The sequence below is a fragment of the Photorhabdus cinerea genome, assembly GCF_011189575.1.
GTDB classification, from domain to species: domain Bacteria; phylum Pseudomonadota; class Gammaproteobacteria; order Enterobacterales; family Enterobacteriaceae; genus Photorhabdus; species Photorhabdus cinerea.
This window is the reverse complement of sequence record NZ_PUJW01000113.1, coordinates 1-1,071: the sequence shown is the minus strand read 5'-3', so window position 1 is coordinate 1,071 and position 1,071 is coordinate 1. Positions and strand designations below refer to the sequence as shown.

Sequence of the window (1,071 nt, the reverse complement as noted above, 5' to 3'; positions counted from 1 at the left end):
TTTTTGGACTTGCACGATCCCGTTGCGCAGTCACACTCAGGCTTTTCCCCTGAGAGCCTGAGTGATGATTGACCTGCCCGATGATATTGACCCACTGAAAGCGCTCGTTTACCAACTTCAGGCCGATATTCAGGGCAAAGAGCGGCAGATCGCCCTGTTGCTTGGACAACTCAGCCTCAGTAAATCCAAACGTTTCGGCAAACAGAGCGAAAAAGCCGATAAAGGCACTTTCAATGAGGCTGAACAGCAGGATAGCCTGCCTAAACCCGCACCCGCGCATCACAAAAAAGGCCGCCAGCCTTTGTCCGCCGGGCTGGCGCGGGAAGCTCAGCGCCATACCCTGAATGCGCCGCACTGTGACTGTTGCGGTGAACCGTTGCATGCCTGCGGAGTCGAAACCGCTGAAACCCTGAAAATCGTGCCGCAGAAAGTCAGCGTTATTCGTCACGAGCGCACGAAATATGCCTGCCGGCAGTGTGAAAAGACACAGACGCACAGCAAAATTATCACGGCACCCGCGCCGCTCAGTCTGTTGCCCCGGACGATTGCCAGCCCGGATACCCAGGCGGCGATAGTGACCGCCAAATATGTCGATGCACTGCCGCTGTACTGTCAGGCAGATATTTTAGCGCGTTCTGGTATCGAGGCCGCAGTACGCTGGCGAGCGGGTGTGTACAGCTCGGCCGTAAAGTACATGTACTGGTCGAACAAATGCGGACGCACTTGCTCAATGAACCCCTGATTTGTGCGGATGAAACGCCGGTACAGGTACTCCACGAAGCGGAGCGTCCGGCGCAGAGCAAATCCTATATGTGGGTCTATCGCAGCGGCGAATTTGCCGCCCAGCCAGCGGTGATTTTCGATTACCAGCCGAGCCGCAGCGGGCGCTGTGTGGCTGACTTTTTGGGCGATTATGCGGGCTACCTGTTGACCGATGGGTACGCGGCTTACGATACGCTGAAATCGGTCAGACACGCCGGGTGCATGGCGCATGCCCGTCGTAAATTTACCGAGGCCCAGAAAGTTCAGCCGGGTAAAAAAGCCGGACGCGCCGAACAGGGGCTGACTTTT

At 56.7% G+C, this 1,071-nt stretch carries 1 pseudogene; it reads left to right on the top strand.

Going from position 1 to position 1,071, the window contains the following annotated elements:
- Nucleotides 1-64: 64 nt before the first annotated feature.
- Nucleotides 65-1,071, top strand: a pseudogene (gene tnpC / locus C5469_RS22830) (IS66 family transposase); the annotation flags it as partial.